This is a genomic window from Pseudomonas sp. GW822-FHT02D10, from assembly GCF_058802345.1.
In genome coordinates this window covers 198,041-222,569 of the sequence record NZ_JBXAOB010000005.1, presented here as the reverse complement: position 1 = coordinate 222,569, position 24,529 = coordinate 198,041, and the positions used below count along the sequence as shown (strand labels likewise).

17 protein-coding genes are annotated in these 24,529 nt (G+C 53.7%); 8 read left to right on the top strand and 9 right to left on the bottom strand.

Annotated features, from left to right (window positions below):
- Positions 1–70 precede the first annotated feature (70 nt).
- From AC1RPZ_RS10730 to AC1RPZ_RS10715, 4 genes are all read left to right on the top strand, one after another.
- On the top strand, positions 71–1,315 hold the full coding sequence (locus AC1RPZ_RS10730) for a malic enzyme-like NAD(P)-binding protein (RefSeq protein ID WP_493137008.1): 1,245 nt from the start codon (positions 71–73) through the stop codon (positions 1,313–1,315).
- Between the two features lie 364 nt (positions 1,316–1,679).
- Positions 1,680–2,441 (top strand): YoaK family protein, encoded by a 762-nt coding sequence (locus AC1RPZ_RS10725; RefSeq protein ID WP_493137007.1) that lies wholly within the window; start codon positions 1,680–1,682, stop codon positions 2,439–2,441.
- Positions 2,442–2,644: 203 nt separating this feature from the next.
- Positions 2,645–3,475, top strand: coding sequence for a universal stress protein (locus tag AC1RPZ_RS10720; protein WP_493137006.1), 831 nt, complete (start codon positions 2,645–2,647; stop codon positions 3,473–3,475).
- A gap of 368 nt (positions 3,476–3,843) precedes the next feature.
- Positions 3,844–4,857 carry an isocitrate dehydrogenase gene (locus tag AC1RPZ_RS10715; protein WP_493137005.1) on the top strand — a complete coding sequence of 338 codons (1,014 nt, stop codon included), beginning with the start codon at positions 3,844–3,846 and terminating at the stop codon, positions 4,855–4,857.
- 105 nt (positions 4,858–4,962) lie between these two features.
- Here the strand turns inward: AC1RPZ_RS10715 and map are convergent, their stop codons facing one another.
- The 4 genes from map to copC form a co-directional block, all read right to left on the bottom strand.
- Positions 4,963–5,730, bottom strand: coding sequence for a type I methionyl aminopeptidase (gene map, locus AC1RPZ_RS10710; RefSeq protein WP_493137004.1), 768 nt, complete (start codon positions 5,728–5,730; stop codon positions 4,963–4,965).
- Between the two features lie 409 nt (positions 5,731–6,139).
- Entirely contained in the window at positions 6,140–6,370 is a 231-nt protein-coding gene (locus AC1RPZ_RS10705; protein ID WP_150641276.1) for a hypothetical protein, read from the bottom strand.
- A 1,389-nt stretch (positions 6,371–7,759) separates the two neighbouring features.
- Positions 7,760–8,698 carry a copper homeostasis membrane protein CopD gene (gene copD, locus AC1RPZ_RS10700; protein WP_493137003.1) on the bottom strand — a complete coding sequence of 313 codons (939 nt, stop codon included), beginning with the start codon at positions 8,696–8,698 and terminating at the stop codon, positions 7,760–7,762.
- Between the two features lie 3 nt (positions 8,699–8,701).
- A complete protein-coding gene (gene copC, locus AC1RPZ_RS10695) occupies positions 8,702–9,085 on the bottom strand; it encodes a copper homeostasis periplasmic binding protein CopC (protein ID WP_493137002.1) in 384 nt (127 codons plus the stop codon).
- A 464-nt stretch (positions 9,086–9,549) separates the two neighbouring features.
- Here copC and AC1RPZ_RS10690 point away from each other — a divergent pair, with 464 nt between their 5' ends.
- The 4 genes from AC1RPZ_RS10690 to AC1RPZ_RS10675 all read left to right on the top strand — a co-directional run bounded on the left by AC1RPZ_RS10690 (position 9,550) and on the right by AC1RPZ_RS10675 (position 13,433).
- A complete protein-coding gene (locus tag AC1RPZ_RS10690; protein WP_493064072.1) occupies positions 9,550–9,756 on the top strand; it encodes a co-regulatory protein PtrA N-terminal domain-containing protein in 207 nt (68 codons plus the stop codon).
- A 219-nt stretch (positions 9,757–9,975) separates the two neighbouring features.
- Positions 9,976–11,802 carry a copper resistance system multicopper oxidase gene (locus AC1RPZ_RS10685; RefSeq protein WP_493137001.1) on the top strand — a complete coding sequence of 609 codons (1,827 nt, stop codon included), beginning with the start codon at positions 9,976–9,978 and terminating at the stop codon, positions 11,800–11,802.
- A 109-nt stretch (positions 11,803–11,911) separates the two neighbouring features.
- Complete coding sequence (locus tag AC1RPZ_RS10680) at positions 11,912–12,847, top strand: copper resistance protein B (RefSeq protein ID WP_493137000.1); 936 nt, start codon at positions 11,912–11,914, stop codon at positions 12,845–12,847.
- Between the two features lie 124 nt (positions 12,848–12,971).
- The gene (locus AC1RPZ_RS10675; protein ID WP_493136999.1) at positions 12,972–13,433 is read left to right on the top strand and encodes a DUF411 domain-containing protein; all 462 of its coding nucleotides are present in this window, start codon (positions 12,972–12,974) and stop codon (positions 13,431–13,433) included.
- A gap of 69 nt (positions 13,434–13,502) precedes the next feature.
- On the opposite strand, the gene AC1RPZ_RS10670 is transcribed toward AC1RPZ_RS10675, so the two are convergent.
- The 5 genes from AC1RPZ_RS10670 to AC1RPZ_RS10650 form a co-directional block, all read right to left on the bottom strand.
- The gene (locus tag AC1RPZ_RS10670; RefSeq protein ID WP_493136998.1) at positions 13,503–14,219 is read right to left on the bottom strand and encodes a tyrosinase family protein; all 717 of its coding nucleotides are present in this window, start codon (positions 14,217–14,219) and stop codon (positions 13,503–13,505) included.
- Between the two features lie 835 nt (positions 14,220–15,054).
- Positions 15,055–16,164, bottom strand: coding sequence for a hypothetical protein (locus AC1RPZ_RS10665; RefSeq protein ID WP_493136997.1), 1,110 nt, complete (start codon positions 16,162–16,164; stop codon positions 15,055–15,057).
- Positions 16,161–21,932, bottom strand: a complete 5,772-nt coding sequence (locus tag AC1RPZ_RS10660; protein ID WP_493136996.1) for a coiled-coil domain-containing protein — start codon at positions 21,930–21,932, stop codon at positions 16,161–16,163. The genes AC1RPZ_RS10665 and AC1RPZ_RS10660 overlap by 4 nt, the downstream gene beginning before the upstream one ends.
- On the bottom strand, positions 21,910–22,758 hold the full coding sequence (locus tag AC1RPZ_RS10655) for a hypothetical protein (protein ID WP_493136995.1): 849 nt from the start codon (positions 22,756–22,758) through the stop codon (positions 21,910–21,912). Before AC1RPZ_RS10655 ends, AC1RPZ_RS10660 begins: the two co-directional genes overlap by 23 nt.
- Entirely contained in the window at positions 22,745–24,211 is a 1,467-nt protein-coding gene (locus tag AC1RPZ_RS10650; RefSeq protein WP_493136994.1) for a hypothetical protein, read from the bottom strand. Before AC1RPZ_RS10650 ends, AC1RPZ_RS10655 begins: the two co-directional genes overlap by 14 nt.
- Positions 24,212–24,529 lie beyond the last annotated feature (318 nt).

The window sequence follows — 24,529 nt, the reverse complement described above, 5'->3', positions numbered from 1 at the left end:
AGGACCTCATTGCCTTGCATTATAATAGTGTTAACATGTTATTGTAATCAATGTCTAATTAGGGGCTCGCATGACTACCGACTTCAAGAAGGCTGCACTGGATTACCACGAATTCCCTACCCCAGGAAAAATCAGCATCGCGCTGACCAAGCCTGCCGACACCGCTGCCCAACTCGCACTGGCCTACAGCCCAGGCGTAGCCGAGCCCGTTCGCGAAATCGCGAAGGACCCGGAGAACGCCTATCGCTTTACTGGAAAAGGGAATCTGGTGGCCGTGATCACCAACGGTACGGCCATTCTGGGTCTCGGCAACTTAGGTCCCTTGGCCAGTAAACCGGTCATGGAAGGCAAAGCGTTGCTGTTCAAGCGTTTTGCCGGCATCGACTCGATCGATATCGAAGTCAATGTTGAGAGTTCCCAGGCCTTTATCGACACAGTCGTGCGCATTGCTGACACCTTTGGTGGCATCAACCTGGAAGACATCAAAGCCCCTGAGTGCTTTGAAATCGAAGAAGCACTGATCGAACAATGCAGCATCCCGGTTTTCCATGACGACCAACACGGTACTGCCATCGTCACCGCGGCCGGTATGCTCAATGCGCTGGAGATTCAGGGCAAAACTCTGGAGAACGCGAGAATTGTTTGCCTCGGCGCTGGTGCCGCCGCCACAGCCTGCATGCGCCTGCTGCTTAGTCTGGGCGCCCAAAAATGCAATCTGTACATGGTCGACCGCACCGGTGTCATCCACTCCGCACGGGAAGACCTCAATCAATACAAAGCACAGTTCGTTAACGACGGAGGCCCTCGTACACTGATGGAAGCCATGAACGGTGCCGATGTGTTTGTCGGTCTGTCTGGAGCCAATCTCCTTCCGGCAGAAGCGCTGGCAGCAATGGCTCCCAATCCGATCGTGTTTGCCTGCTCGAACCCGGATCCTGAAATCAGCTACGAGCTGGCCATGGCTACACGTGATGATCTGATCATGGCGACCGGTCGCTCTGATTACCCGAATCAGGTGAATAACGTACTGGGCTTTCCGTTCATCTTCCGAGGGACGTTGGATGTTCGGGCAACCCGGATTAACGAAGCGATGAAAATTGCGGCGGTGGAAGCACTGCGCCAATTGGCCAAAGAGCCAACGCCTGTGGAAGTGCTGCAAGCGTTCAACGTCGATAAGCTTGAGTTTGGGCGCGATTACATCCTCCCCAAAGCGCTCGATGCTCGCCTGCTCGGAGCAATAGCCGGCGCAGTGGCCAAGGCCGCAATCGACACCGGCGTTGCGAAGCTGCATTACCCGGCGCACTACCCGCTCTAAGCTGACGTCCATCATGCTGACGTGTCGCAGCTGTACGACCTTTTTCACGGTTGGCAGCTGCCGCACTTGGGATTATCCAGTCGCTGCACCTTCTGAATATCGACAGCCCGCCATTTGCAAGATCATCCACTCTTGGCTGTTCGCGGGGTGAAGCGTTCGGGATCCCCGTCTGCTCCCCCAGCAAGTAATCACCACACAGAGTTGCCATCTCAGGCAATCCTGATCACCGATCAGAAAAAACGACAGTCAGCGGCTTTAACACTCAACGAGCAGACCAGCCTAAATCGCGAGGACCTAGTGATATCTGATGTGCATAATCGGTTGGCTTTCTTGCTCCTCATACGCCTGGGACAGGGGTGAATGAATGCCGATCAAATATGTTAGGAGCCTCACCGGGCGAAGACGCACCACAGATGCAAACCGCCACCTAGGATTTGCCTTGGCCTTCGTAGCGGGGGCAATCAATGCCGGTGGTTTCCTGGCAGTACATCAGTACACCTCACATATGACGGGCATTGTCTCCTCAATGGCAGATAACAGTGTGCTGGGGGCCTACGACCTTGTGCTCAGTGGTACCGGGGCCTTGTTGTCCTTTCTGGTTGGGGCTGCATGCTCGGCGATCATGGTCAATTACTCCCGGCGCAGACGGCTGCACAGTGAGTTTGCAGTACCGCTCTTGTTTGAAGCCTTTCTGCTCATTTGCTTTGGCTTTCTGGGCGCTCGGCTATCCACCGTGGATGGTCTATTCGTGTCCGTCACCGTGATGCTGCTGTGTTTCATCATGGGGCTACAAAACGCTGTGATCACCAAGATTTCCAAAGCCGAAATCCGAACGACGCACATCACCGGCATCATCACGGATATCGGTATTGAGTTTGGAAAACTCTTTTATTGGAATGCCGTCAGCACATCGACGCATCCAAAAGTTCTCGCCAATCGGACCCGGCTCAAAATACTGATACTGCTCGCGTTGAATTTCTTCTTTGGCGGCGTGGTGGGTGCATTTGGGTTCAAGCACGTTGGCTACATCTCAACGGTACCGCTCGCGATGGTTCTGGTGACGCTGGCGATCGTGCCTGCCGTTGACGATGTCAGGCTTTTTGTCCGCCGCGTCATGCGAAAGTGAACAGCTTGCCTGCAAGCAGCTTTCCAGGCGTTGCTATACTGGATTTTCACTACGTTGATCGTTTCTATTTATGACGTGCCAAGTGTCCAGCGACTGATCCCACTCGCTGGCACGCTAAAAGCGGCGCCCTCGCCGAGCGGGTATTTTTCGTTTTTAGCCCGCGTGGTGATCGGCTCTTCAAGATCATCGAGATGAGGGTTGCGATGACCCACATATTGGCCTGTATCGACAGTTCAACTACATCTCCGGCCGTCTGCGACTACGCCGCCTGGGCCAGTCTCAACTTTGTATTGCCGTTAACCCTCCTGAATGTTGTAGACCGCCCCGCTGGCGTAGAGATACGGCCCGGCAGCCTGGCGCACATGCTAGAAGCTATGTCGCTGGACGAAAAGCGCCATGCGCAGGCGTTGAAGCAAGGCTTGATAATGCTGCAAAACGCTCGAGAAAGAACCATCGCGGATGGCGTAATACAGCCGGAACTTCGTCAAAGCGACGGAGAACTGTTGGGTCGGTTACTCGAGATGGAAACTGACATGCGCTGGCTAGTCATGGGAAAACAAAGCTCGTTCTGTCCCCGACTCAACCAGCTCGAAACCATCATCCATGCTTTGCACAAGCCGATCCTGGTCACCCCTTGTTCCTTCAACCCACCACGAAGCCTGATGCTTGCTTATGACGGGAGTGAGGACACGCACAAGGGGGTGAAAATGCTGGCAGCGAGTCCAGTTCTCACAAAGCTGCCCGTGCACCTGGTCATGGTCGCAGCCAACACGTCGAAGAATCTGGAACGACTCAATGCGGCCAGCGCCATTCTGCAAATCGCCGGGTGTGACGTTCGGACTGCGATCCGTGGCGGGAGAGTGGAACTCGCCTTACAGTCCTATCAGACCGAACACGATATCGACCTGATGGTTATGGGCGCCTTTGGTCATTCGCGAGTCCGCCGATTTTGGCTCGGCAGTACGACTTCAAGAATGATCCGAGCCACAACTCGTCCTCTTTTATTCCTGCCTAAAAGCCACCTCAACATGTAACACACAGACGTTCAAACACCCTAACGCCTCAAGATGAAAACGTTCCTTGCCACCGCATTCGATTAACATTGCATGTTAATATTATGCACGTCATTGATGGAACAAATGACTGCACGCTTGATCCGGGCGCTCGCCCGTAACAGCCGCATCCTTGACTAGTTTTGTGCGGCGCGAGAACTGACACCCACTCAGGTCGCTCGTCAATTGATCCGCGATGACCTGCGCAGTCACGGCGCGAAGGATGAAACACGGCACTCTGCCACGGTGAAAGCCGTCAGACAGTCAATGCCAATCAGCAGACTCGTGACGCCAGTCTCAATGACCCAATCAATACAGCAGGCTGACAAAGCGCTGTTAAGGAAGAGACCATGAGCAAAACCATCGCAATCATCAAGGGTGACGGCATCGGACCTGAGATCATGCAAGTGACGCTACGCGTACTCGATGCCCTTGACTGCAATCTTCAGTACGACTTCGTTGAGGCCGGTTTGGAGGCCTTGCAGCAGCATGGGCAACTGATGCCGCCCGCGTCCATAAAGACGATCGCCAAACATGGTGTCGCACTCAAAGGCCCTCTGACAACGCCGATTGGTCGCGGCTTCTCCTCAATCAACGTCCACCTTCGCCGCCACTTCGATCTCTACGCCAATGTCCGACCAGCGATCAGTTTCCCAGGCACCCGTTCGCGCTTCGAAGATATCGACATCATCACGGTGCGCGAAAATACCGAAGGGGCGTACCTGCCAGAAGGACAAAGTATTTCGGAGGACGGCGAAGTCGCTCTGGCGAGCATTCGTGTAACACGCACTGCCTCCGAACGCATCGTGCGGTATGCGTTCGAGCTGGCTCGTAGCAAAGGCCGTAAAAAAGTGACCGCGGTGCACAAGGCCAATATCATCAAGTCTTGCTCCGGTTTGTTCCTTGAGGTGGCGCGTGAGGTCGCCGCAGGTTATCCGGAAATAGAATTCCACGAGATGATCGTCGATAACGCCTGTATGCAGCTGGTAATGAATCCCCATCAATTCGATGTCATTGTCACCACCAACCTGTTTGGCGACATCCTTTCAGACTTGTGCGCAGGCCTGGTGGGGGGATTGGGCCTGGCGCCTGGGTCCAACATCGGCGCCGATGCGGCCATCTTCGAAGCGGTCCACGGCTCGGCACCGGACATCGCCGGCAAGAACATCGCGAACCCATGTGCATTGTTGTTGGCTGCCGCAGACATGCTTGATTACCTGGGCATGGTGGACAAGGGGACACGCATTCGTACAGCTATCCGCGCTGTTCTGGGAAGTTCGCGTAACCAGGTGACACCGGATATGGGGGGGACCGGTACAACTGAGTCCTTCGCTGACGCCTTGGTGGCCTACTTGCGTGACTAAATAGAGAATCAAGAAACACGCGCTCCGTTCGAGTCGCCAGCTCAGTACGAGCTGGCAACTTTCTACGCGTGCTCCACTGACCTAGCAGTAGGACAGTCTGCTGGATTAAATCTTCTTATACTCCACGGGCTGATCCGGCCACGCAGTCAACACCTCAAAGCCATCGCGGGTGACCAAGACCATATGCTCCCACTGGGCCGAGAGCGAAAGATCCTTGGTGATCACGGTCCAGCCATCCCCCAGCGTTCTTACACCGTGCGTTCCAGCATTGAGCATTGGCTCGATTGTGAAGATCATGCCCGGTTTCAGTCTCATACCTTCACCAGGGTTGCCATAATGACGGACCTGTGGCTCATCGTGGTAAACCATGCCAATGCCATGTCCACAGTAGTCACGCACTACGCTATACCCTTCACGGTGCGCCACGGTTTGAATGGCGTGACCGACATCACCGAGCGTGGCACCGGGGCCTACTGCATGAATGCCGGCACACATCGCCTCATAGGTCGTGTCCACCAGCCGACGAGCCTCTGCGCTTGGCTCGCCGACAAAATACATGCGGCTTGTATCACCGAACCAACCATCCTTGAGCACCGCGACATCAATATTGAGGATATCGCCATCCGAGAGCTCTTTATCTGACGGGATTCCGTGGCATACGACATGATTGATGGAGGTGCACAAGGTTTTGGGGAAACCGTGATAACCGATATTGGCTGGAGTGGCCTTCTGCACGTTGACAATATAGTCATGGCAGAGCTTATCAAGCTCATTGGTCGAAACACCGGGTCTGACGTGAGGCGCAATCATGCTCAGAACCTCCGCAGCCAACTTTCCCGCAGTTCGTGACATGGCAATTAGTGCAGGCTTCATAGTGGTACTTTTACCCTCATTATGAACATTAGGGACTGGTTGGGCGGGTGCTCATTCGCCGAATGCTGTGCAATTACAGGAACGCAGCAGCATGAAAATTAATTCAACTTACTAAGTTCCATAACACTCTACGGAAGAAACAATGCTTTGTTACCGTAACTTTAGCGTTAATAGAAAGTCATTAACCATTATTACTTACTGCAACCGCGCTTGTAGGCGAACGGCAATGCACGAGGGTATGAGTGCGGAGCTTCAATACGCTCTTTTAGCTTTGTTGCGTAATCTTTTGCACCCTGCTCATTGCGGAATTGAATGCGCCTGGTTCCAATACACACGGACCATAGATCTTCACTCTGACTAGACAGATGCTCGATTCTGACGGACATGACGACACCCCAAGGAAAAGAATTCAAAAATGAATTTCAGCAACCTTGATACCAATTTCTCGCAGCTCATGAATCAAATCATCAAGGTACCGAAAGGGTTCGATTTCTTCGTTGTCATTGACCAGGAAGAAGCTTCTTCCTGCATCCTTTTTAAAGAAGGCGATCCACTCCTGGGTGTTGGCCGGGTTGGCAATCAAATGGGTATCAAACTGAATGCCTTCAGCGTGTTTGGTTTTTACGTCCTCACGTTTCATACGGGTCTCCAAGCGCTCACGCATTGCTGTTCTCATGCATGTCTTTGCCTCTCGGCAATTGATCAAAAGACCTCGCCCCTGCCTGAAGCAAGGGCGATTAGATTGCCTTTCTATTATCACTGCATGATAATATTATGCACATATGAGCCCTTGGAGGCTAGTCATGAGCAGGACTGTCGAAGCACCTGAGCCACGTGGGTCCGAGTGGGTCCGCCCAATGCCATGGCTTTGAAGGCGCACGACCATGCGGCCGGTTTCCCGCGATAACAGGATTTGCCGGCCAGATCGAGAATAAGTGGACCAAAGGACTCTCACAATAAGTAGCGAGCTATCAATTCAGGGCCTTGAACGTGATTGTCTGCACAGGCTCCAAAATGACTTACTTGACCGTGATGATTACCACCTTGAAGAGCACATATGGCGTCATACGCAATGGCTCCAGATGAGTACCTAACAGCGGATCTCACTTGCTTTTGATTCAACGCGTACGGTTTTCTGAATTTTAAGGACGACAGTCATCATGCGGAAAACAGAAATTGAGAAGCGCCTCCCTCTCAATGCTCCGACCCTGGAGCCAGGGCAACGACTGTTGGTTTGCCTTGAGCGATGCGTCGTCGTCCAGCAGCGAGAAACGAGAATCTACCAAGTTGTATTCGACTGCAAATCACCCAAAACAATTCGAATTTTTTGGGCAGAAGATGAGTGGATTTTCATCGGCAGGCATAAGCAAAATGCTGAGAAAGATCCTTCATTGGAGACCTTTGTATCAACGCTAAGAACTGGGCTAAAGACTGTCTGGCGATAAATACGGCTCTGATCTATCGCGGTAAATCAAGACGCATGCAGTTGACTGCTCACTACTGATTTTCTTCGCCTGCCCAAGTGGCACAACGTTGGGGCTCGAAAGCGCCCACTCCAATTCGGCAACATGATTCTGGCAGTAGGGCTGGCAAGGTATCGCGTTGCTGCACAACCGCTCCCATTCGCTCCCGGAGGCTGCGGTTCTTTTTACGAGCTGTAACTCTGACCTGATGAGTGGATTCCGGTCGAACATCAAGATGGGCTTCTACAAACCCGCCCGATGCTCAGCAGATTTTCGGGCAGCCTGAAGTCCCCCAGGGAGAGAAAGACGGCGGTAAGGAATGTTCTAGCGCGGCGCTGACTGCCCTTTTCTTTTGACGAAAAAATGGACCTCTTTTCAGTGATCCATTTTTTAATGCTTGGAGCGGGAAACGAGACCCTCTGACCGACCCATTGAAGTCTAAGGGGTTTCTTTTGCTCCTGAAGCAGGAATGGACTCAACTCTGGACTTGCTCGAAGGGTAGATCAAGGGCAGGAAAAGCAAAAAAATGGGCTACTGCATTCTCTATTACCATGCGGTTTTTAGCTCTATTCAGATTTCATACTCATCTCCGGGCTCAAAGTACCTAACCAAGCGACAAGACACACTATGACTACTGCCATTGAGAACTCAAAGATCATGCTACGCCGCAAAGCGTTGACCGCAACTGAATACTCTCCATTTCGAACTGATCGCTCTAATAGCGGGCTTAAATGAAAACGATTGAGAATGGCCAGTACGATCATTCCGGAAAATAGCAGGACTTTCAGGAACAGCAATATCCCATAAGTGTTCAGCATCACCTCATCGAGGGTTGGACCTACGATAAAAAGGTAATTCACTACACCGGTGATGCTCAGGATCACTACGATCACCGCGCCAGCCGATTCAAATCCAGTCAGTACCCGAGCAAGAATTCGCGCCTCTTGTTCGCCCTTCAGTGATTTCAAACGCAGCAGTAGAGCGAACGCCGCGAGAGCACCCAACCAACCACCTGCAGCTAAAAGATGGAAGATATCGCTGATGAAATGCCAATAACGACGGCTACCTTCATCCATAGCACCATGTCCTGTCCACGCCAGGGTGGCCAGTGCAATGGCTCCACATGCGGTGACGATCCAGAGGCTGAGTGTCGGGAGGCGCTTATTCAATGCGACGCCAATAATTGCCATCACCAGAGCAGCTATTCGGACCATCCAGGTCAACCCGACGTCAGTCCCCATGAGGACCATTTGAAAAATATGGTGATGCAGCTCCATAAGCCCCGACACACCGCTCATGGCTTTCGCAAGCAACAACATGGCGGCAAGGGACAGGGCTACACCTGCAACAGAAGTACCATAAAGAAGCGACTCAAAATTCAAGGCCGTGCCCGATACTCTTTCCTTTCCCCTGAGGCTGTACAAGCCAAAAATTGCCAATCCGAATAACAGCATCAAGTCGAAATAAAGAGCAAAGCGAACCACGATAGTTATTGAGTCGCTCATGAATCATTTCACTTTGAAAGAAAAGTTGCCGGTAATCGGGTGAGTGTCCGAGGAGACGGCACGCCATTCGACTTTGTAAGTACCAGTGGTCAATGGCGATGCGGGCGTAATAACCATCGTTTTCGGATCACCGCCACCCGCGACGCCGGCCTTGACGCCCATTGGAGAGTTCGGCATGCCAGGCATATCGGTCATGATCAGTTTTGCACCGGAGAACTGAGTCGTGAGGTTCTCGGAAAAGTGCAGCTCAATTTTCGATGGGGCCGCCGCATCCGAACTTTCTGCTGGAGTGGAGGAAATAAGTTTTGGATGTGCTTGAGCAACTGCACTCAGAAGCAAACCAGCGGTTAGTGCAGCAGCTACGGTGGTGGTTTTAAGGAATGACATGCAAGACTCCTCACAGCATGAGCTGTTGGTTCGAGGTTTGGTGGGGGGGAAGATCCAGTTTTTGCTTCTTGATTCTTGTTAAAAACACAGACGAATACTCAGCGTATTCCACGTTCTGGTACGTACTGAACACGGAAAACTTGGCCAAGACGCCAGCGTTATAGTGCGACTACACGATGCCACATGAATGCAGGCCGTGCGATTACATTTCAGTCAGCTTTGGAGTGGCTCTTTGCCCTGAATAAGGACTTCCCAGCCATCCAGGCTGGGCATCATGACGTGCACCTGCATTCTGCTTACACCTATGTTCAAGAAGGAAGTTGCAACCTGACACAACGGTAATGCTCACTTAAGGCTTCTGACAGGGGGCGAGTTTTAAAGTTGTATCGAGCCTAACGCTCAACCCCAAGAATCATCATCCTGATATTCAAAGGGGTAAACAAAACTCATCCAAGGATACCCAAATGAACTCTGTAAAAACCTTGCTTATCATCGCTGCCTTGACTGTCTCTTCTCTGGCGATGGCCGAAGGCGGCAGTGATCGCGTATTCGCACGCATGGAAGCTGCCAGACAGAACTCAATGCAAGCGTACCAAGTAGCCCAAACCCAAGGCACCCAACCTCCCGTCGCAGAAAGCAAAACCAAAGAGATGGACCACAAGAATTGCTGAATGGTTTGGTGCATTCCAAGCTGACAGAAATGTAATCGCTGCGGTGGTTCAAATGTGGCAATTTCTGAGCTCGCTTGCCGTATCAATTCGTCTCTAGCAACGGCGGGCGAAACTTATCCGGGACTAATACGAACTCCCGAGAGAGTGCCTTCAACCTGTATGAGCAACTCACTGGTTGTATCGCACAGCTCCCCTTTTGATTGATTGGACATAAACGGCATGCACTCCAAAACCTCTAGGCGGACATTCGTCAAAGGCCTGGCCGCTGGTGGAATTCTTGGCGGCCTTGGCCTGTGGCGCACTCCTGTATGGGCAGTAACCAGCCCGGGCCTGCCGAGCGTACTGAGCGGCAACGAATTTGATCTGTTTATTGGTGAAACACCGGTAAACATCACCGGTTCGCCGCGCACAGCCATGACCATCAATGGCACGTTGCCCGGGCCTCTGCTGCGCTGGCGCGAAGGAGAAACGGTCACACTGCGGGTGAAAAACCGCCTGGACCAGGATACTTCTATCCATTGGCACGGGATCATCCTGCCGGCCAACATGGACGGTGTACCTGGTTTGAGTTTCCATGGCATCGCCCCCGATGGCATGTACGAGTACACATTCAAGGTTCATCAGAACGGTACGTACTGGTACCACAGCCACTCGGGTTTACAAGAACAGGTAGGCGTTTACGGTCCAATCGTGATTGACTCGAAAGAGCCTGAGCCTTTTCAATACCACCGCGATTACGTGGTGATGCTGACCGACTGGACCGATGAAGATCCTGGTCACGTCATGGCCAAGCTCAAGAAACAATCGGACTACTACAACCACCACAAACGTACCGTTGGCGACTTCATCGACGATGTCAGCAAGCATGGCTGGTCCGCGGCGGTGGCCGATCGGAAGATGTGGGCCGAAATGAAAATGAACCCCACCGATCTTGCAGACGTCAGTGGGGACACTTACACCTATCTCATGAATGGCCAGGCCCCCAATGGCAACTGGACCGGCATTTTCAAACCGGGTGAGAAGCTGCGCCTGCGCTTCATCAACGGCTCGGCCATGAGCTATTTCGACGTCCGTATCCCGGGTTTGAAAATGACTGTTGTGGCTGCCGACGGCCAACACGTCAACCCGGTCAGCGTCGATGAATTCCGCATCGCCACTGCAGAAACCTATGACGTGATCGTGGAGCCTACTAGCCAAGAGGCTTACACCATCTTCGCCCAATCCATGGATCGAACCGGTTATGCACGCGGAACCCTGGCGGTACGCGAAGGGTTGAAGGCGCCGGTACCGGCGATCGATCCCCGCCCTCTTTTGACCATGGATGACATGGGAATGGGCGGCGACATGTCTGGCATGACCGGAATGGACCACAGCAATATGACCGGTATGGACCAGGGCGGTACGACCGGCATGGACAGCAGTGACATGTCCAACATGGCCGGCATGGATCACAGCAAAATGGCTGGGATGGACCATGGTGATATGTCGGGAATGGCCGGCATGAGTGGTATGGGTGGAGAAATGCAGACTCACCCGGCCTCCGAAACCAACAACCCCTTGGTTGACATGCAAGCCATGAGCCCAACGCCGAAGCTCAACGATCCTGGCATTGGTTTACGCAACAATGGCCGTCGTGTGCTCACATATTCTGACCTGAAAAGTACCTTCCAGGATCCTGACGGCCGCGAACCCAATCGCACCATTGAGCTGCATCTGACCGGTCACATGGAGAAATTCTCGTGGTCGTTCAACGGCATCAAGTTCTCCGATGCCGAACCGTTGCGCCTCAAGTATGGCGAGCGTCTACGCATCACGCTGGTAAACGACACCATGATGACTCACCCCATCCACCTCCACGGCATGTGGAGTGACCTTGAAGATGAGAATGGCAAATTTATGGTACGCAAACACACGATCGACATGCCACCCGGAACCAAACGCAGCTACCGAGTCACCGCCGATGCTCTGGGGCGCTGGGCTTATCACTGCCACCTGCTATTCCATATGGAAATGGGCATGTTCCGCGAAGTACGGGTTGATGAGTAAAGGAGACGGGTTATGAGCACTTACCTAAATCGTAAATCGCTGATGAGCGAGTCCAGACCTGATCACGGGGCAATGGATCGCAACACGATGAACCATGAGTCGATGGGTCATGACCAAAAATCCAAAAAGGCAGCTTGAGATCATGACCAGTAAGCTTTTACACCCAGCCCTGATTGCACTGGCGGTCTCCGTCAGTCCTGCTTTCTTTGCCGTGGCCAACGCCGCTGAAGAGATGGTTCACGGTTCGATGGGAACCATGGATCACAGCAAGATGAATATGGACCGGGGCCAAATGGACGGTATGGAGAGTATGGACTCAGGAGCGACCACCACGAGTCGCACCCCCATTCCCGTACTGACCGACGCTGATCGTGCAGCCGCCTTTCCACCGGTGGCAGGTCATGGCGTCCACGACAAGAAACTCAACTCCTTCATCCTGCTTGATAAGTTCGAGTACCAGGATGCTGACAATGGCAGCGCACTGAGCTGGGATGCAAAGGGATGGATCGGTGGCGACGTTGATCGCCTGTGGCTGCGTTCGGAAGGTGAACGTACCAACGGCGTAACCGAGAGCGCCGAACTCCAAGCTCTTTGGGGGCACTCGATCGGTCCATGGTGGGATGTCGTCACCGGTGTACGCCAAGACTTCAAACCCGGATCACCGCAGACATGGGGGGCTCTTGGTATTCAGGGGATGGCCCTTTACAACTTCGAAACCGAAGCGACTGCTTACATCGGTGAGAACGGCCAGACTGCCGCTCGGTTCGAGGGTGACTACGACATTCTGCTCACCAATCGCCTGATCTTGCAGCCGACCGCTGAGGCGAATCTCTACGGGAAAAACGACCCTCAGCGCGGCATTGGCTCGGGCTTGGCGAATACCGAAGTGGGCTTGCGTTTGCGCTATGAAATTGTCCGTGAGTTTGCCCCCTATATCGGGGTGACCTGGAATCGCTCCTACGGTAAGACCGCCGACCTGGCCGAAGACGAAGGTCAAAAGACCAATGAGGCTCGATTTGTAGCCGGTATTCGGATGTGGTTCTGAGGCATTTGCCTGAGCAACACCATCAACATCACGCACGCCCATGCAGTGAGTGCCGAAACCTCAGGTGAGACTTCTGTTGCTTCGCCGAAGGTTCACACCGCTGCCGAGACCAAGGAAAATATCCATGCAAAGTAACTTCCGCCCGCGAGCATTACGCATCGCGACATTCGCGGCACTGTTCATTGGTTCAACTGCTCACGCAGCTCAGGCCCTGACCATCGATGTTCATCGAGATGCAAACTGCGGGTGCTGCAAGAAGTGGATTCAGCACCTTGAGGCCAACGGTTTCACCGTCATTGACCATGTAGAAACCAACATGAGCGAGGTTAAACAGGACCTCGGTGTTGTTCCACGACTCTCGTCGTGCCACACCGCGGTGATCAACGGGAAGTTTGTTGAGGGCCACATACCTGCCGAGCAAATAATTGCAATGAGCAAGCGCGATGACCTGGTCGGAATCGCAGCGCCCGGTATGCCAGCAGGCTCGCCAGGGATGGAAGTCGATGGAAAGCACGACGCCTATCAGATTGTCGGCCTGACTAAAGCTGGCACCGATCAGATCATTGCAGAATACCCAGGAACCTAATCTGAATTTAGGTACTGGGGCGGTTCATCCGCGCCTGTTCGATTGGAATTTGAGACTCAACACTGCCGTCTACACGTAGGAGTAGCCAAGCGTATTGATGCTCAACAGTGAAGAGACCTTCACACCAAATGGAGTACCAACATCCATATCGGCGGGCTTCAGAACCTGGCTAGGCGTTGGTGGGTTCTTCCCGTTTGAACTCGCTTGCCAATCAGCCCACGTCTTGTCGATAAATGCATGATGCAGCCAAAACAAAGGGTCGGTAGGTGAGCTGGAGCCAGCCATATCCCCACCAACAGCATTGTGTGTCGCCCCATGCACTGTGTTCTCAAGCAGTGTTTGAAACCCGGTGAAAGTCCCCTGATAAGTATTGATCGCGGCCAAGTCCAAAGCTGCCGCTAGTTGCGACGCATCCCAGTTGCGTGTCACTGACCAGCGTGCGAGAAGGCCGGGATCAGCCAGTGCAGTCGGTATGCTACGGTCGGTAACGGAATCCCAATAGGGTATTGAAACAGTTGGGTCGATGGTCTGAATCCGGGTCTCAAAAATTTTCAGGAATCGTCTGTGCCAGCTAAGGAAGTTCTTTCCTGGGCTCCGCGCCCCCCCCATTTGCATCGAGTGAACACTCCAATCCATATGGGCCATGCTCATGGCATCGACGTGAAGTGATACGAATCGGCGATAGGCAGGCGCCGATGCCCCGGCTCCATGCATGGCATCGATGGCGGCAATCAAAGCCTTCCATTCCGTCGTGGTCAGGTTCTTCTGATTCTTTCGGATACCCATGACATTCTCCTTGAAGGGGATACACCGTGGACGAGTTGCACTTGCCTACCGACTGATCACCGGCTTGGCCCAAAGGGTCAACTGGCCATGAAAAGCGAATGAGAGGCGCGTTCTACATCTCAACTTGGGCACCCAGCTCTGTCGCCCGCTTCGGCGAAGCACTGCCACACTGTCTAGTGTCGGCAGCGGATTGGTCCCACTCTCCTACTTCGGCGCTCGCACTCCCGAAAGTTGATTTAACCAGGGCTCAGTAATTCTCCGCCCCAGTCAGCGCGCCACGACGTTCAATCTTGCATACAACCTCCGGCGCGCCCTCAAACTCAACGTTTTTAAATCACGTCAATGCTGAAAGGCCACTTCTTGGGTGTCTTCGGATTAATGTAGTAGAAATCGTCGCTGGTAGTGGTTTCAAGTGGAGCATGCTGGAACGCAAAAAAGAGGCAAAAGCCTCTTTTTTCAATGTCGACAACAAAATAACGCGCAAAAAAAAACGCCACTCATTGAGTGGCGTTTTTCTGTATTTGGAGCGGGAAACGAGACTCGCACCTGGTGTCCGACCCATTGAAATCTAAGGGATTTCTTTTCTTGCTGAAGCAGGAAAAGACTCAATTCTGGACTTGTTTTTGGGGTGTATCAAGGGCCAAGAAGGAGTGATTCCAAGCTATGCTATTGGATTCTACCCATAGCCAATCGGACGGACGATCATCAAGCCGGCGGTGTCAGGATCAACAGGGGATGGGTCCCCATCGAAAAAGACAGATCCAGGTTCACTAGACATGGCTTCCGCTTGAGATCACTCATGAGCTTCGACTTTCACTGCTTCGTTCTCCACCACTTAGCATGGAAATTGGTGTTCGGATTCGCCATGGGCGGCAATTTCTTGCAGCGAGAGACACTCCTGATCCAAGCCGCATTTGGCGCACATTTCCGCAAGTTGTCGGATCTCTGGCAGGTCAGCAAACTCATCTGGGCTTAAAGGAGCCTGTCCTTCCTTACCAGTGATCTGATGATACTCATGTCCTTTACCTGCCTGAAGGAGGGATTGCAGCGGCCCGTAAAGAGGACTAAGAACAAGCTGCGGAATGCGCTTAAGCAGACTCCGGTATATCCGAAACGCTTCCAGGTCAAAATCGCCCCAGAACTCGATCCGAGGATGAGTGAGCAACTCACTCATCTCGGCTACTTCGGAGTTTCTCCGCAATTGGATCAGGGCTGACCAATTTCCTGTAAGTAGGTTCTGCAACTGCTTGCCATAGGCATCACCGCTCTTGGACAGCCCATAGCCAAAAGTGGCAATCAATGCGTGACGCTTCGCCAGGCCCGCCTCAATGGCGCGCTCAAATGCCCAAGGATTCTCAATCAGTACAACTCGCTCTGGCATCGCGGGACCAGCAGTCACCACATATGGAATGCGATCTGGTTGGGCGAACAGGGAGGGACAGAACTGTCGCAACGTAGCTGCCGGAAGCTTGCCGATGACTTTTGATGACCCGAGTAGGTGCTTGGAGCTAATGACAAACATCGACTCTGTTGAGGGTTGGTTAAGCTCGTTTCGCAAGTGGCCAAGTCCAGCCGCCAAACGTTCCAACATCTCTGGAGACAATCCTTCAGTCACCAAATGTATTGTCTCGAGCAGAGCTTTGGACTCCTCATCCAAGGCGCAGCGCTGCAATGCCGAGCGCCAAGCTAATAGCGATGCTGGTTCAGCTTCCGCTGGCTTAGGAGCCAGGATACTGACCTGGCCGAGCGGAATCCCGTTGGATGCCACGTTTCCCAGCCACCCCTGCTCCTTGAGACGAATAAATCCACGCCGGACGTCGTCGGGGTGAATTCCCAGGTCTTTACCAAGCTTTTCCAGTAACCCAGTTGGCCTCAGAAAAGAACCTTTCCCAAGTCGTTTCCAGATTGCATCTTGTAGCTCCGGCAACCGGTCATCAATGCTCACCGACTATCCTCCATTGGGGCTGGTCGTATCACCCGTATGGCTTGGAAGGTAGCAAGGCTGTTCTGACCTAAGGCGTCTGTTTCTCCAATTTCATTCAGATGAGACCAGGCGCGCATGTAATGCCCCTGCATCTCTCTCGCTACAACCAGGGCCGGGAACCGGTTGAAGTCATTCTGGTAGGCCGGATCGTGGACAGTGACAATCAGTTGGAAGCGGCCCGTCGTATCCTCGATCCCCTTCAAGGTTTCGGCGATCAAGTTTTTCGAAGACAGGTGCGAGAAGGCACCGTCCAGAATGGTGAAGCCTGTGGACCTATCGCGCATCCGTTTACGTTGTGCACGCCCAACGGTTTGTCGACGGATTTCTCGCTCACTGATGAACTCAGAAAGCCGCAAGATCCACAGGAAGGTGATTGCGATGCCCTGGCCGGAGCTTGCCATGTTGCGTTCCATCTCGAGAGTTACCGCACTCATCGCGGGCAGAACGAGATAGATGCGCGGGGTGACGATGACTTTCCGATAGAAGTTCTCGCGGATATTGTCTCTCAACGAGCGCTTCAGGGTATCCCTTACGAAGGACTCCTTAGCCTGATCATTTGCCTCGTAATCCTCTACATCCTGGATGATCGATTCGATCAACGCCTGGATTCCCTCTGAGTCGATAACCTTTGCCTCGATGATGAACCCAGCCCGAAGGACAGTCTTGGAGACTGGGTCCACCTTGGGGGAGAAGATACTTCGCAATGTCTTTAGGTTGTCGGGCAGGCGAAGCGTGAAGTTTGTAAGCCAGCTGCTGAGTCCAGCACGCTCCTCAGTAAGGTGATTATCAGCAATCGTGTTGACCTTCAGGTTCTCAGTGTAAGACACCTGGGTCGCTTGTAGCATCGCAGTGACTAACGATGGATCTTGTCGCGCCTGCCGTAGCTGCGTGCGTGCCACCTCAGGCAACTTGAGGTAAGAGTCGCCCAGCGCCTTGTCGATGAGCTTAATGAAATTCTCCGTATGACGCTGGAGATTCTGGTCAGCATCTTTGTAGCGTTGCTGCAACTGCTCAGCCTCCTCCGACGTTAGTCTTTCACAGGCTTGATCCATGCTGCGCGCGAGGTCCATGAGCAAGAAATCGCCCTTAGGATGAAACGCCTGATAAAGCTCGTGGCTGCGGAGCTGTTCGGGGCTCAGAGCGATGGCGTCAGGTATCACTTTCTTGCGCTCTAGGTAGCTACGTCGCACTCGTATAATTGACTCGTCAATGATCTGAGCAGCTCTTCGAAGCGGATCCTGGGCCTGCCGTAGTTGTTCATGCGTTGTCAGATTGGTCTTAAGCACCTCGGCAATGTCTAGCCGGCGCTTTTCTCCCTGCCCTAATTCCGTCTGAATTGACGTCAGGCGAGCGCTTCCTCCGCTTTCCACAAACTGCGTCACGCCCTGAAAATCGAACGCAACTCTGCGCTGAGCATGGTTTCGCGCACGCTCAAGGTGGACGCTTGTATCGTCAGCCCTACTCATGAAGTCGGGCCCATATTCCGTGTGATCTGCGAAGGCTTGGAGACCTCTGAGGTCATCAATCTGATGGTACTGTGAATAGGCTTGGAGAAGTCTTTCCCGGCATTTTTTGCCCAGCCGTTCCAGCTCCTGGAGCAATGTCTGGTTGGTAGCGAGATCGTCAGAGAGGTCGCCTTGCTTGGTATCCGCCGCTTCAATCGCAAGACTCAACTCATCAATCGATCTGCCCTGCAGCTCCTGCTCTACAGCACACATGGCTCGAATGGACGTAAGTGCATCGAACGAAGCTCGCGCCTCAAGCAGAGGCATCCTTTGGCCAAGATCAATGTTCAGCGACACCAATGCGGCATGTCGCTCAGGAACTCCGCTTTCGATGGCCGCGGCTGCCTCGCGTGCGAAGGACTCAATTGATGAAGACTGGTTCAACTCCTCGATCGATTGGAAAATTTCCTGGAGCTTTGCATCCTGGACGGCCTGCTCTTCTTCAACCTTGGACCGTGCTTCCAAAACGATCTGCCAGGAGGCGTGAGAAGCGAGTCCAAGCAAGTCCTGAAGGCTTGCCATGGCGCGAATAGAAGACCTAGCTTCATCCGACACCCTATCTTCAAAACCGGGCAATGCTGAGCGTAGGCGGGCAATGGATCCGCACAGCTGTTCTGCCTGAGACGGTTTGCCTTCACCAATGGCTTTCGCAGCGATGGCCGCATTGGCTTCCTGGTCCACATCTCGCTCAAGCTCGGCAAGAATAGTTTGCGCCTCACTGATACAGGATTGAAGCTCCTGGATTCGGCTATCCAATTCAGCCATGGAGTGCAGAATGGAATCCCAGCTAGCGCCAGACTCCAGGCCTAATACTTCGGTGACAACAATCCGAGACTCAATCGTTCGCTGAGCATCATCAGAGGCACGATTCGCAAGTGCTGGGAGGGCCTCGTCGATCCGTTGGATCTGGGCTTTGAGTTCACTTCCGCGATCAGGGATCCCGCGCTCAATCGCGTCCTGGGCCCGCGCAGCAATACGAGCAAATGGCTCCTGCGCCACGAACCGCTCGTAGCTTGTCTTCAGGTCGCCAACATGGCTCAGCAGCTCACTGAGCAAAGAATTAAGCCTAGCGCGCTCTTGCAGAAGAAGATTAGGGTCTAGCAGACAAGCTACCGGCCAGGTCTTCACTCCTACTAGCCAGCTATCAGCCACTCCATCTCGATAAGAAATTGATCCGCTGCGACAAAACTTGGCCAGCGGACCGGCAACCAATACGGGCACGTCAATATCAGCTGCAGCCAATCGCACAGCGACCTCGGCAGCAGCTTCAACGTTGGACAGCACGGGAGCAAATATCAGAGCAGAGAACAGCGATAGAACCACTTCCCTGCGAGCTTCATTGAGCTCTAGAGACTCGATAAAAGCGTAAAGTGGTTGAGCCGCAGTCCCCGCTATTTCCGTCGCCGCACGTGCCGTTGCATTCGGTACTACAGGCTCTTTATCGAGGATTCGGCGCCGCTCAGCGACGCGCTCATATTCTCCGCGCTTCTCGGCCAGAGCATGCTCAACGTCAGAACGAGATGCACGCCATTGTTCAAGCCAGAGACCGGGCTCCACCTCAGCAACCGCGGCCCTAAACGCATCGACAGCATCAAGCTCTGCCTGGATGTGAGTCAGGGCTTTGGCAAAATCAATTCGCCGCTGTCTTGCTGACTCCAACTGTGCTACGACCTTGCCCGCTAGGCCGTACGGATCCTCATTCAAGAACCAAGTGTCATATCCTTCAGCTTGAGCCCGCTGCTCCAAAACGACCTGGTGCTGAGCAAGTGACGATTCCAATCGCGGCCTGTTTGCAGAAATCTGCTCGGCCGCATGAGCCGACCTCTGGTCTCGGTCTGCCAGCCATTCACTAGGATGCATGTTGGGGAAGCGATGCTGAAACTGCTCAATCGCCGCCAAGTCCGGCTGAATGGAGCGCAGGGCAGACTCATCTTGGTCGAGCGACGCTTGCGCTCTTTGGAGCTCGTTCAGAACGTTCGCTTCCAACCCGTCAGTCGAGGATCCCGAGAAGCGCAGCTCAAATGGAATGGCTGTCTGCCAATGCTTGTCGGCGCGCTGCAGCAACTCCTGCGAACGTCCCAATGCCATGCGAGTGGCTGCATTTTGGTTTATCAATTCCTTTCGCGCATCTTCTCGCGCACGGAGCCACTGAGCCGGGTCACTGTTTGGATACGCTTGATTGAATACATTGAGCGCTTTGACTGCTCCAAAGAGTGCTCCCATATCTTCAGAGCAACGCTTCTGCTTCGCTTTGGCATCATCTAGCTGGCTGCGAACTAGTTGCTCCAACCCGTCCTTGGGTTCACCCGCAAACATCTCCTTGAACTTGTAGGTGCCAGGGAGATGGTGGAGCACCTTGGAATGACTGTGGCGAAGTTGCTCTACGGTGGATCTAGCCTGTTCGTGTTCCCGAGACAATCCCGAGACCAAGTCCTTCTGGGTAGCATGGCGGCCTTCCGCGTCTTTCGACTGTTGCTCTGCCACGGTCTTCTCTTGCTCCAGGTCTTCCGCCAGCGCTCCTGGAGAGGTGCCGTCACCGTATTCGGCCTGGAATGCTTGCCACTGCAAAAAAACTAATCGACGTTCGGACGTGAGCTTGTTGTGGTCATCGACCCCCTGGTTGGCGCGCGCGGCTTCAGACTCGACAGCTGCTGCAGTGTTTGTTGGGTCAGCTAGCTCTTGTTCACTGAAGTAGCCGCTTTTCTGAAGCGCCTCCCAAGCCATGCCGCCGCTCTTAAGGCCTTCTTCCTCTTGCCTCAGTTCGGAAGCTTTTTCATCAAGCGATGCGCTCTCCGTTTCCAAAACGCGGCTCTGCGCCGCGATAGCAGCTAGTTGAAGATTAGCCTTTCGGATCTCGCGACGAGCCGGATTGGTATCTGCCTGATCCTTCGCCCAAGCAAAAGCCGCTTTCAACTGCGAAACAACGGCTTCGCTGTCCTCTCCCGACCAATTTTTCATCGCGTCGAAGCAGACAGTCAGAGCATCCTGCAGATTGTAAAGCTTGGCTGAATGCCCCCCGCGATCAGGCGTTCGACGAGCAAGGTCACAATATAAATCAATGACTTGCGATTTCTGGACGCTAGTGATGTCGGTGCGTGCAACCAAGGCCCTCATTGCTCGCTGATTAATAGTTTTCACAGACTCATTCAGCAGGAATGCGAGCCCCTGATCGGTGATCCACCATTCGCTGCGCTGGAGAAGCATGTAGAGATACAGATCGGGATCATCTGCAGAAGGAACCCTGGGTGAACCTGCGATCGGATTCGTGACGACGGCGTCCTCAAGAACGCAAAGCTCCTCAATCAATGGCTGCCGTGTGGCATGTAGATCGGCTTGTGCCGCTTCAATCTGCTGCACTTCAGCGTCGAGCTCACTCAAGCACTCAAGAACACGATTAGCCTCTCCCAGCTCGCGCGCTGTCTCCCGAGTTCGCTTGCGCGCCCGCACCACGCTACTGGCCTTTTCATGGATAGTGTCTTCGATGCCACGTTCATCTTCCTCGCTGTAGCTCCCCATCACGTCTGCGAGTAGCTCAGGGGCGAGGTGCTTGTAGAACAGTTCAGCGCTGTAGTTGCCGGTCTTGGAGGCGACATCAAAGTACGTGCTTGCCCCCTCTGCAGCATTTGCCAACTGATATGCATATTGCTGCTGAATTGCCGCCGAATCGAAGTGCTCCGCGATGAAGCGCCGCCACTCTTCGTCCTGCCGCTCCTTCTGGTTGGATGGAAACAGACCTGGGCGCTTCCTCAGACAATCTAAAAATTCCTCACGAGAGAACAGGTCGATGACCGGCCCTATCTGCACTCCCAGAGGGCAGTCATCTAACGTCCCTCGATAGGCGTAGAAGTCGAATGCCCGGTTTTCCCTCGCGTTGCCATAGATACCGAACACCATTCTTTCGCCATCGCTGGGTCCAACAAGCCCCAGCAGCAGGTCTTCGTGGTCCGGATTGCGGTGGGTGATCTCGACGCGCAGATGCGTGAATGAACCTGTAAACTCCGGCGCGCCGTGTGTTCGCATAAGTTGATTCAGTTTTTTTGTTTTCCCCGCCAGCATCGCCAGGAGCATCAACATCATCGTGCTTTTGCCGCGCCCGTTCGGAATGTTGAGCGCCGCATGGAAGCCACCCAGCAGAAAGCGATTGCAGGGCCAGTCGGGCATCCAAGGAGATTTTCGCCGATGATTCAGAAAGTTTGAGACCTCAAATGCGTGAATCAGGGGCATCTTCCTCTCCTACAGAAAACTCTTCGTAGCCGTTAATGAGCGATTGGGAGCAATGCAAAAGCGCTTGATCGGCCGCGGGCATCAAGTAGCGCAAAGAGCGGTCAGCGATACCAGACATATCCACGGCAGCTACCAGTGTCTGACGCCAGATTCCTTCCTGGTCAGTCGGCTCGATAATTCGGTACTGCTTCATGAGCTTGAAGAACCGGCGAGCGATCTGAGGGATGCTCTCTCGCTTTTGCCAATAGTCGTCCCAAAGAAGCCCAGCCTCGCCATCAGGGCGACCCGCGTTTCCCATGGTTTCGACATCGGTCTTCAGTTGCGTGATGAAATCTGTCTCCTTCACCATGGCGTTGCGCCAGTTGTAGAGGTTGCCTACCGGCCGATCAATTCGATCGTAAAAAAAGTACTGGAGGGTCAACCAAAGCCTCGCAATCCAAAACACCGAGGATGTTTTGTTCAACTCCACCGCTTCGTCATCAGCGCTGCGCTCTCGACGCCGGTCGCGGAAATCCGAAAAGAATGCTCGGACGTCCACATAGGACGGAGCCTCCTCACCGAACCGACGGCACAGGATGTAGTAGACAATCGGGCGCCCGCTCTGGTCCGGAATAGCGAGGTCTGCGATGCCATCAAGAATCCGCAACCCAAGACCTTGCCCGGAGAGAAATTCATCGAAGTCATCAAGTACTGTCTGCCCACAGTCGTACAAGATTCGAGCTGTTCGTATCTCTTCGGGAAAAGCCGAGCGCCCTATTGGACGGGTGGAGAGTTCCCGGTGTTTAAGTAGCATCGAGAAAACGAAGCCTTGCTCAGCTGGGGACATCAGCTACTTCCTTCAGGGACAGAATCGGATTACTGGTGACCAGCACGGAGCTTTCTGATGAAACCTCAATAAGGTCGTCCTGATGCACCACTCGGATGCTCTGGTTACCCACCTCGAAGACCTCAGGGTAGGAGTAAACACCTGTGAAGTCGGCTAGCCCCTCACCCCCTTCGTAGACCAACCCGTCAAGACTCATGAGCTCTTCGAGTGGCTTGGGGCCAACCTTCAACGAATCAATTATCAGCTCAGCATTGCGCAGCAGGAATTCATGCACCTGTTCAACACGATCATCCACCTGATCGGTCTGGCGGAACGAGAGCTTGGGCGGAGCAGGTAGACTTTGGGCATAGAGCCTCGATAGGCTGATCTCGCCAGCTATGAGATCGGGGCTAAAGAAGGCCAGGTCGGGGGACCAGGGGACAAAATCGGTCGTTGCAGATTCGAGTTGCTCAAGGAACCCATCTGGTCGCGAATGAAGCGAGTGGACCAGCTCCAAAAAACCTACCGATGGGCTTCGAACTGTTTGCGCCTTCTGCGCATCGGTCAGAAAGCGCACGAATTTCCTGGAAAGACTCTCCGTCACCTGAAGAACGTTTTCCATCTCCGCCTGGAGATTGCTCAGCTCATACGAAATGTTGTTCGAGACTTTCCATAGATCGAAGGCGCTTACTACAGGTGGCGAGAAGAGGTGTTGCATCGCCTTATGCACTAGGTCTGCAGCATCCCGAAGTGCATTGCTGATGGTGACGCCCTCGCGAATCAAGCCATCGCGCAGATCGGTATAAGCTGGTCGCTCCGAAACATCCGAAATTTGACGGGCTTTGGCCGCAAGATCTCGGAGCATCTCCCGGCAGAAGCGCGGGATATCCCCAAACTGCCGCCGCTCGAGAGCGGCTAGCAGACGCTGCGCATCTAGATCGCTGTACAACCAGCTGTCCTTTAGCTCAGCCACACGGATGAACAGTCTCGCGTTATCGGTAAGACCAACCTGTCTCAAGCTGCTATCAAAGATCAGAAGCGGCGTCGTATCGCTGGTGCGAGCGTAGGCAATGCCCTCTGTGGTCTGGACGCCGTAGCGGATTTCTCGTGGACGGGAAAGCGACAGGATGCAGTGTTCCAACGCGGCCTCATCGAAGGCTTGCACGTCTTCGCTAAGGATCTGCTGTAAGAGTTTGATCGAGACCAGAGTCTGACCTTGCTCCAGCTCCCAGCGACCAAGCGCAGAGATCAACGAGATTGCGAGATGAAGGTTGCCTGCTGCGGACTCAGGAACCTCAGGGATCGAAATACTCCCACCACTACTGCGGGTTTGGTGGAAATCGATAAGCCGAGAAACGGCCGCAACCAGTCTCACCTCTGCTGGCAGTTCAGATGACGCCTCGGGCGACGAGCCCAGTTGGCTCAAAGAAAGATTTTGTGTCATCACCGGCACGTCGTCCTGAAACAGATCCATTGTTTACACCCTCCGATGCCTCTACCCAGAAGGGTCCGGCCAGGTTCGCCCTCAGCTACCTCATATGCCTCCATCGCGCTGAAATGTCAAAGATAAACTGCTTACTCAGCACAGCAGATCTGGAAAATCTTCAGGCGGTTTAAGCGCGTCAGGCCATCCGTCCCTCCCAAGATCCGGAGGTCCGCAAACAGTTTCGGCTGAGGGCTGTCTGTGCCCCCTCCTGCAACTGAGGCACACTGTCGGCCCAGACCTGCATCATGCGCTGGCGCGGCTCAACGTACTCTGCATGGTTGTAGACAGCTCCACCACTTTTGGTGT

Bases quoted from the DNA above. Each gene is read 5' to 3' on its own strand.
- AC1RPZ_RS10675 (WP_493136999.1), top strand. From the start codon at position 12,972: ATGCAAAGTAACTTCCGCCCGCGAGCATTACGCATCGCGACATTCGCG.
- AC1RPZ_RS10715 (WP_493137005.1), top strand. From the start codon at position 3,844: ATGAGCAAAACCATCGCAATCATCAAGGGTGACGGCATCGGACCTGAG.
- AC1RPZ_RS10720 (WP_493137006.1), top strand. From the start codon at position 2,645: ATGACCCACATATTGGCCTGTATCGACAGTTCAACTACATCTCCGGCC.
- copC (WP_493137002.1), bottom strand. From the start codon at position 9,085: ATGTCATTCCTTAAAACCACCACCGTAGCTGCTGCACTAACCGCTGGT.
- AC1RPZ_RS10690 (WP_493064072.1), top strand. From the start codon at position 9,550: ATGAACTCTGTAAAAACCTTGCTTATCATCGCTGCCTTGACTGTCTCT.
- AC1RPZ_RS10705 (WP_150641276.1), bottom strand. From the start codon at position 6,370: ATGAAACGTGAGGACGTAAAAACCAAACACGCTGAAGGCATTCAGTTT.
- AC1RPZ_RS10730 (WP_493137008.1), top strand. From the start codon at position 71: ATGACTACCGACTTCAAGAAGGCTGCACTGGATTACCACGAATTCCCT.
- AC1RPZ_RS10680 (WP_493137000.1), top strand. From the start codon at position 11,912: ATGACCAAAAATCCAAAAAGGCAGCTTGAGATCATGACCAGTAAGCTT.
- AC1RPZ_RS10650 (WP_493136994.1), bottom strand. From the start codon at position 24,211: ATGGATCTGTTTCAGGACGACGTGCCGGTGATGACACAAAATCTTTCT.
- AC1RPZ_RS10725 (WP_493137007.1), top strand. From the start codon at position 1,680: ATGCCGATCAAATATGTTAGGAGCCTCACCGGGCGAAGACGCACCACA.
- copD (WP_493137003.1), bottom strand. From the start codon at position 8,698: ATGAGCGACTCAATAACTATCGTGGTTCGCTTTGCTCTTTATTTCGAC.
- AC1RPZ_RS10660 (WP_493136996.1), bottom strand. From the start codon at position 21,932: ATGCCCCTGATTCACGCATTTGAGGTCTCAAACTTTCTGAATCATCGG.
- map (WP_493137004.1), bottom strand. From the start codon at position 5,730: ATGAAGCCTGCACTAATTGCCATGTCACGAACTGCGGGAAAGTTGGCT.
- AC1RPZ_RS10685 (WP_493137001.1), top strand. From the start codon at position 9,976: ATGCACTCCAAAACCTCTAGGCGGACATTCGTCAAAGGCCTGGCCGCT.
- AC1RPZ_RS10670 (WP_493136998.1), bottom strand. From the start codon at position 14,219: ATGGGTATCCGAAAGAATCAGAAGAACCTGACCACGACGGAATGGAAG.
- AC1RPZ_RS10655 (WP_493136995.1), bottom strand. From the start codon at position 22,758: ATGTCCCCAGCTGAGCAAGGCTTCGTTTTCTCGATGCTACTTAAACAC.